General features: G+C 58.5%; 6 protein-coding genes. All 6 read left to right on the forward strand.

Annotation, left to right across the window (positions count from 1 at the left end; all coding sequences use genetic code 11):
* The first annotated feature begins 83 nt into the window (after positions 1-83).
* The 6 genes from ABEV74_RS05250 (at position 84) to ABEV74_RS05275 (ending at position 6,500) form a co-directional block, all read left to right on the forward strand.
* Entirely contained in the window at positions 84-2,474 is a 2,391-nt protein-coding gene (locus ABEV74_RS05250) for a DUF4091 domain-containing protein (protein ID WP_430144005.1), read from the forward strand.
* A 27-nt stretch (positions 2,475-2,501) separates the two neighbouring features.
* A complete protein-coding gene (locus ABEV74_RS05255) occupies positions 2,502-3,326 on the forward strand; it encodes an MBL fold metallo-hydrolase (protein WP_430144008.1) in 825 nt (274 codons plus the stop codon).
* Between the two features lie 174 nt (positions 3,327-3,500).
* Positions 3,501-4,229, forward strand: coding sequence for an amino acid ABC transporter ATP-binding protein (locus ABEV74_RS05260; RefSeq protein ID WP_062490845.1), 729 nt, complete (start codon positions 3,501-3,503; stop codon positions 4,227-4,229).
* A 51-nt stretch (positions 4,230-4,280) separates the two neighbouring features.
* Positions 4,281-5,153: a transporter substrate-binding domain-containing protein gene (locus tag ABEV74_RS05265; RefSeq protein ID WP_430144017.1), complete on the forward strand. Its 873-nt coding sequence runs from the start codon at positions 4,281-4,283 to the stop codon at positions 5,151-5,153.
* Between the two features lie 27 nt (positions 5,154-5,180).
* The gene (locus tag ABEV74_RS05270; RefSeq protein ID WP_213531060.1) at positions 5,181-5,834 is read left to right on the forward strand and encodes an amino acid ABC transporter permease; all 654 of its coding nucleotides are present in this window, start codon (positions 5,181-5,183) and stop codon (positions 5,832-5,834) included.
* A 12-nt stretch (positions 5,835-5,846) separates the two neighbouring features.
* Positions 5,847-6,500, forward strand: coding sequence for an amino acid ABC transporter permease (locus tag ABEV74_RS05275; RefSeq protein ID WP_430144011.1), 654 nt, complete (start codon positions 5,847-5,849; stop codon positions 6,498-6,500).
* Positions 6,501-7,316: the final 816 nt, after the last annotated feature.

Raw genomic sequence — 7,316 nt, forward strand, 5'->3', positions numbered from 1 at the left:
TGAGCGGTTTCCCCGGGGTGCCGGAAACCGTCCCGGGGGGCCGCAATCATATATATTAAGCAAGTCATGGGGAGGGAATTGATTTGTTTCATTTGTTTCGATTACGCAAAGCGGCGATCGCCGTTTTGGCCGCTGCGCTGTTGCCGGGCTTGCTTATGCCTTCCGTCCATGCCGGGAATGAAGAAGCGCCGTTCGAAGTATGGGTACCGACGAATACGGACAAGGTGATGCGGGACGAGCCGTTTCCCGCGGAAGCCGGCAAAGCGATGAAGCTGGGAGCGGCCCGCAACGAATATGAAGCCGGCCAGGTGATCGTCAAGGCGGCCGGTGCGCCGCTGCGCAAGCTGCAAGTATCGGTCGGCGATCTGAAGCAGACGGACGGCCCCGCCAAAATCGGCGCGGAGCATATCGAGCTGTTCAAGCAGCATTATATCGAAGTGACGACGTCGACGACGCCCGCTTATCCGAAAGGCTGGTATCCGGACGCCCTCATTCCGCTGGACGGCAAGCTGGAGGTGGAGACCGGCTATAATCAGGGCATCTGGGTCAAAATCTACGTGCCGAAGGGACAGCCGGCCGGCGTCTATACGGGCCAAATTACGCTGCACGAAACGGGGAAGCCGGTCCGCATCCCGGTCGAATTGACGGTATGGGATTTCGAGCTGACCGATGAAAGTCACGCCAAGACGGCCTTCGGCATCTGGGGCGGGCCGATTCAGGAGGCGCACGGCAATGTTCAGGGAGAGGAAGCCTGGCGGTATATCGAGAAGTATTATTGGGCTTCGGTCGAGCATCGCCTGACGCCGGGATATTTGCCGATTCCCGACACCGATATCGACGAATATGTGGAACGCGCCCCGAAGTTCGTGAACGATCCGCGGGTGTCGGCATACCGCCTGCCCTATTACAAGGATGCGCAGGGCGAACCGGATACCGAACGGATCAAGCTGCTCGTCGACAAGCTGAGGGAGCGGGGGCTGCTCGACAAAGCGTACTTCTATGTCAGCGAAATCGACGAACCCGTCCCGCATCCCGGCGCTTCGAACCATTACGACAGGGTGAAGGCCATCAATGAAGCGCTGCAGCAGGCGGCCCCGGACGTCCCGCATCTGGTGACGATTCAGCCGCTGGAAGAGCTGCTTGGACATGTCGATATTTGGACGCCCGAAATCGACAAGTTCGATGCCGGATTCGCCGAGGAACGGCAGGCTGCAGGCGAAAGCGTATGGTGGTATACGAGCGTCTTCCCGAAGCATCCGTTCCCGTCCTACCATACGGACGACGATCTCGTCGGCACGCGGCTGCTGGCCTGGATGCAGCGCGATTACGGCGTTGAAGGGACGTTGTATTGGGCGACGACCCAGTTTCAGAAGTACGATTCGGGGCAGAAGAAGTATGTGAGCCGGGACGTATGGAAGGACCCGCTCGCGTTCCCGGGAGCCAACGGCGACGGCTACCTGTTCTACCCCGGCACGGAAATCGGCATCGACGGCCCGGTCGGGACGATCCGTCTGGAAGTGCTGCGGGAGAGCATGGAAGACTACGAATATTTGTGGCAGTACGAGCAGCGGCTGCGCCGTACGGCTGCCGAGCTTGGCATCGAGGACGATTTCCCGTACCGGGCCGCGATCCGGCCTTTTTACGATCGGCTCTACGAAAATGTAAGGTCGTTTGCCGAAGAGCCCGCGAATGTGCTGGAAGTCCGCGGCGAAATCGCGCGGGAAATCGTCGCGCCGCAAGCGGTGCCGGCGCTCGTCACGGTCGATTCGCCTGCGGCGGGAGTCCGGGACGTTGCGGTGTACGCCGCCAAAGGAGCGGAGGTGACGGTGAACGGCCGTCCGGCCGAGTTGGCCGAACAAGGTCCGGCGTATGACAAATATACGGTGCGTTTGGAGCTTGCGCCCGGCTTGCACGATGTCGACATCATCGTAAACCGGGACGGCGCGTCCGAGGCGATCCACCGCAAGCTTGCCGTCCGCGAGCGCGTCGCGCCGTATGTGATCGGGCTGAACGATGCGGAAACGGCTGCGGCGATCAACCGGTTCACCTCTTCCACGGTCGGCCTGAGCCTGTCCGCCGAGCATGCGACAGAGGGCCATTACGCGATGAAAGCGGACTTCTCCGCAAACGTCAACTTCCCGAATTTCCGTCTGTTCGAGGCGGGCAAAGGGTTCCGCAGCGCCGACTGGTCGAAATTCGAAACGCTGGAGTTCGATGTGTTCAATCCGGGAGGCACCGCCCAGTTCTATGTGAAATTTCATGGGCTGAACGGCAAGACGGACGATTCGTTCATTCAGATCGTGCGTTCCGGCCACGGCAAGACGATCCGGATCCCGCTGCGGCAGGTCAATCTGGACTTGACGCAGATCAAAGGGATTGAAATTTGGATGTGGCGGAGCGCGCTGCCCCAAACGCTTTATTTCGACAACTTCCGCTTCACATCGGTCGCGGAGCAAGCTCCGATGACACCCTAATTTAAAACGAAAAGAGTGATGCGGTTCATGAAGCTGACTTTTTTGGGAACCGGAGCGGCCGAAGGCATCCCTTCCCCGTTCTGCGATTGCGCGACATGCGACCATGCCAGGGCGAACGGCGGCCGTAACGTCCGGAAACGCCAAAGCGTTCTGGTTAACGATGACCTGCTGATCGACCTGGGACCGGATCTGTTCGCTTCCTGCGCTCAGCTCGGACTGTCGTTGTGCGGCGTAAAGACGCTGCTCGTGACGCACAGCCATATGGATCATTTCGATCCGAACAATTTGCTGCTGCGGACGAAGCCGTTCCGTCTGGCGACCGAGCTTCCCGAGATGGCGATGATCGCCGGACCTTCCGTCTGGATGAGGTGGGACGGGCGCGGCGGCGCCGACAAGCAGGCGGATATCCGCCGGACGACGATCGTTCCGGGCAGGTCGAGGCAAGCCGGGGCGTACACCATCCGCGCGATCGAAGCCTGCCATCATTTGCGGGTCGGAGATGCGATGAACTATGTGATCGGGGACGGGAAGTCGATGCTTCTGTACGCATCCGACAGCGGTTTGTACGAGGAGCATGTATGGAAAGAGCTGGAGGGGACCCGTTTCGACGGTGTCGTAATGGAAGGAACGATCTGGAAGCATCCGTCCGGCCGGGAGCATCTGAATGAAGGGGATTTCCGGCTTATGCTGAACCGGCTGCGCGGGATCGGGGCGATCGACGGCCGGACGGTCGTCATCGCGACTCATTTCTCCCATCAAGGGGTCGGCCCCCATGAAGAAATCGCCGAGAGCGTCAAACGCGCCGGCGCCATTTGCGCTTACGACGGGTTTGTCGTTTCGATCGGCGAATAAGCATCAGAGTTAGAGCTGTCTCAGGCGCAAGCTTGGGGCGGCTTTTTTTATTTTTTGGTGATTTAGGTAGATTTGCAGAACCGTTGTAGCAAGGTTGATAATTAACCGCAACTATGTTCCATATAATGAATTATCAACCTCATTAATATATAGAGGAGGGAAGGGAGGGAATCCATGATCGCATTCCGGAAGGTGAATAAGCATTTCGGGCGTTTTCATGTGTTGAAGGATATCGATTTGGACATCGCCAAAGGGGAAGTAGCCGTCGTGATCGGGCCGTCCGGTTCCGGCAAAAGCACGCTGCTTCGCTGCGTCAACGGTCTGGAAAAAATAACGGACGGAGAGCTGACCGTCGGCGGCAAGCGGGTAAACGACGCCAAGACCGATATCAACAAGCTGCGGAGCGAAATCGGCATGGTGTTCCAGCATTTCAACCTTTATCCGCACAAGACGGTGCTGGACAACATCACGCTTGCTCCGATCAGGGTTCGCGGCGTTCGACCGAAAGAAGCGAAAGAAACCGCCATGTATTTTCTGGAGAAAGTCGGCATTGCCGATAAGGCGGACGCTTATCCGTCCCAATTGTCGGGCGGCCAGCAGCAGCGCGTCGCCATTGCCCGCGCGCTCGCGATGAAGCCGGAAATGATGCTGTTCGACGAGCCGACGTCGGCGCTCGATCCGGAAATGATCGGCGAAGTGCTGGACGTGATGCGGACAGTGGCCCGCGAAGGGATGACGATGATCGTCGTGACGCATGAAATGGGCTTCGCCCGCGAGGTGGGAGACCGCATCTTGTTCATGGACGACGGCCGCATCGTCGAAGACGCGCCGCCGGCGGAATTTTTCGCCCATCCGCGCGAAGAGCGCGCCCGACTGTTTCTGAGCCGCCTTCTCCATCATTAATCATTCATGATTAATCATTCTGAATGAAAAGAGGGGATCGTATTGAACAGAATGAAACGACTGCCGCTGCTGGTGCTGGCCGCGCTGCTGGTCATGCTTGCCGCCGCGGGCTGCGGCGCCTCGAATAATCCGGGCGGCGACGCCGACGCCGGCGGGGACGGCAGTGCGAATGGCGGCGAAGGCGGCGGACAGACGGAAGCGGGCGCGAACGCTCTCGAAGCGATCAAGGAACGGGGCAAGGTCGTTGTCGGCGTCAAGTTCGACACGAAGCTGTTCGGTCTGAAGGACCCCGGCACGGGCGAAGTGGAAGGGTTCGATGTCGACATCGCCAAGGCGATCGCCAAGAAGCTGACCGGCGACGAGGCCAATGTGGAACTGAAGGAAGTGACGTCGAAGACGCGCATCCCGATGCTTAACAACGGCGAGATCGATATGATCATCGCGACGATGACGATTACCGAGGAGCGGAAGAAGGAGGTCGACTTCTCGGACGTTTACTTCAATGCGGGACAGTCGCTGCTGGTGAAGAAGGGCAGCCCGATCCGCAGCATCGCCGACGTGACGAAGGATACGCAGGTGCTGGGCGTGAAGGGCGCGACTTCGATCAAGAACATCGAGGACCGCGTGGAAGGCTTGCGCGTCAAGCAGTACGAAAATTACCAGGAAGCGTTCACGGCGCTGCGCGCCGGCCAGGGCGAGGTGCTGACGACCGACAATGCGATTTTGTACGGGATGGCTCAGCAGGACAGCAATTACGAGGTGGTCGGCGACATTTTCACCGACGAGCCCTACGGCATCGCCATTAAGAAAGGGGAAACCGAGCTCGTGCAAGCAGTCAACGACATTCTGTCCGAACTGAAGTCGAACGGGGAGTATGACGCTATCTATGAAAAATGGATCGGGGAGAAGCCGCCCGCCGAATAAGCCGCTTTAAATCGGGGAGGGGCGCAGATGATCAATATAACCGTTTTGATCAACTATTGGGACTTGTATTTCGAAGGCATTCGCAATACGATAGCGGCCAGTCTGCTCGCCCTGGCCGGCAGCTTCGCGCTCGGCACGCTTGTAGCCGTCATGCGCATCGCGCCGGTCCGGCCGCTGAACTGGGCGGGCGCGGCATACGTCGAGTTTTTTCGCAACATACCGCTGCTGCTGGTCGTCTACTCGTTCTATTTCGGACTGCCGGCGCTTGGCATCGTGCCGAACGAATTCATCTCCGGGACGCTCGGGCTGATGGTCTACACGTCGGCGTATATCGCGGAGGCGATCCGCGCCGGCATTCTGTCGGTGCCCGGCGGACAGACCGAGGCCGCCCGCTCGTCGGGACTCACCTATACCCAAACGATGCGCTACGTGGTGCTGCCGCAGGCGATCAAGATCGTCATTCCGCCGATCTGCAACCAGTTTCTCAATCTCGTCAAAAACTCGTCCATTCTCGGCGTCATCGCCGGGCTCGATCTGATGTATTTCGGCGATCTCGTCAATGCCGAGACCTACGATACGGTCAGCACGTACGCATTCGTCGCCATATTCTATCTTTTTCTGACCATTCCGCTCAGCTTCGCTTCGCGCGCGCTGGAGCGGCGGTTGGCGAGAAGCGGGTAGGGAGGGGCGGCGATGGATTTCGGGAAGGCGTATTCGCCGGATAATTTGAAGTTTTTGCTGGAAGGCTTCGGATTGACGCTATGGCTCGCGTTCGTCGCGATCGTGCTCAGCTTCGTCATCGGCTGCTTGCTCGGGGTGCTGCGTTATGCGCGCATTCCCGTGCTGTCGCCGGTCGTCGGCATCGTCGTCGAGACGGCGCGCAACCTGCCGCTGCTGCTGCTCATCTTCTTCGCCAGATTCGGCTTGCCCGAGCTCGGCATTCAGACGAATATGTTCGGGGCGGCGGTGCTGGGACTGACGGTATTCGAGGCCGCGATGATCGCCGAGGTGGTGCGGAGCGGCTTGCAGTCGGTGGAGAAAGGGCTGGTGGAAGCGGCCCGTTCGTCGGGACTGAGCTATATGCAGACGCTGCGGCACATCGTCCTGCCGATTGGGCTTAGGCGGATGGTGCCGCCGATCGTCAGCCAGTTCATATCGCTCTTGAAGGATACGTCGCTGACGGTCATCATTTCGCTGGGCGAGCTGATGCATCACGCCAACATTGTTATGGGGCAGGGGCCGGAAGTCGTCTTTCCGATCCTGCTGCTCGTCGCGGTTTTGTATTTTGCCGCCAATTACGGGCTGTCGCTGCTTACCAGGCGGCTGGAGGTGCGCAAGACGGCATAGCTCGATTGGGGGCGATTGAAGCTGCTTTGCGCGCTGATTGCGATGATTTGCTTGGCCTCGCGCTGATAGGACCTGATGCATGCAGCTGGCGTTGATGCACGCAGCTTTGCTTTGCACTGATTGCGATGATTTGCTTGGCCTCGCGCCGATAGGACCTGATGCATGCAGCTGGCGTTGATGCACGCTGCTTTGCTTTGCGCTGATTGCGATGATTTGCTTGGCCTCGCGCTGATAGGACCTGATGCATGCAGCTGGCGTTGATGCACGCTGCTTTGCTTTGCACTGATTGCGATGATTTGCTTGGCCTCGCGCTGATAGGACCTGATGCATGCAGCTGGCGTTGATGCACGCTGCTTTGCTTTGCGCTGATTGCGATGATTTGTTTGGCCTCACGCCGATAGGACCTGATGCATGCGATGCAACTTGGCTTTGTACGCTGCTGGAAATGCTTGGCGATGCTTGGACGTGGGTCGGAGGAACAGGCAAACGGACCGACTCCGTTCGTTCGAAAGCCGCTTTCTACGGAAGGCGGCTTTTTTGTGGCTATAGGGATTTATAGTTTGCGATCGCTTGATACCGATCTGTTGACCGCTGCGGCCGGTCCTATCGTCTGTTAACTCGTTCGTCAATCCATAGAGCAACAAGCCTTCCGGCGGACCGCCTTGGCGCAAAATAGCACAAATCCTGCAAAAGTGCAGGATTTGTGGTTCGAATCGGCGACTCTGACCATAAATCCTGCAAAAGTGCAGGAATTTTTTGCGATTTTCGCCGATTTGGTCAAAACGGAGTGGAAATTCCCACTAGCGTTGCATCAAA

The sequence above is a fragment of the Paenibacillus cisolokensis genome, assembly GCF_050481165.1.
In the GTDB taxonomy this organism is placed as follows: domain Bacteria; phylum Bacillota; class Bacilli; order Paenibacillales; family Paenibacillaceae; genus Paenibacillus_AH; species Paenibacillus_AH cisolokensis.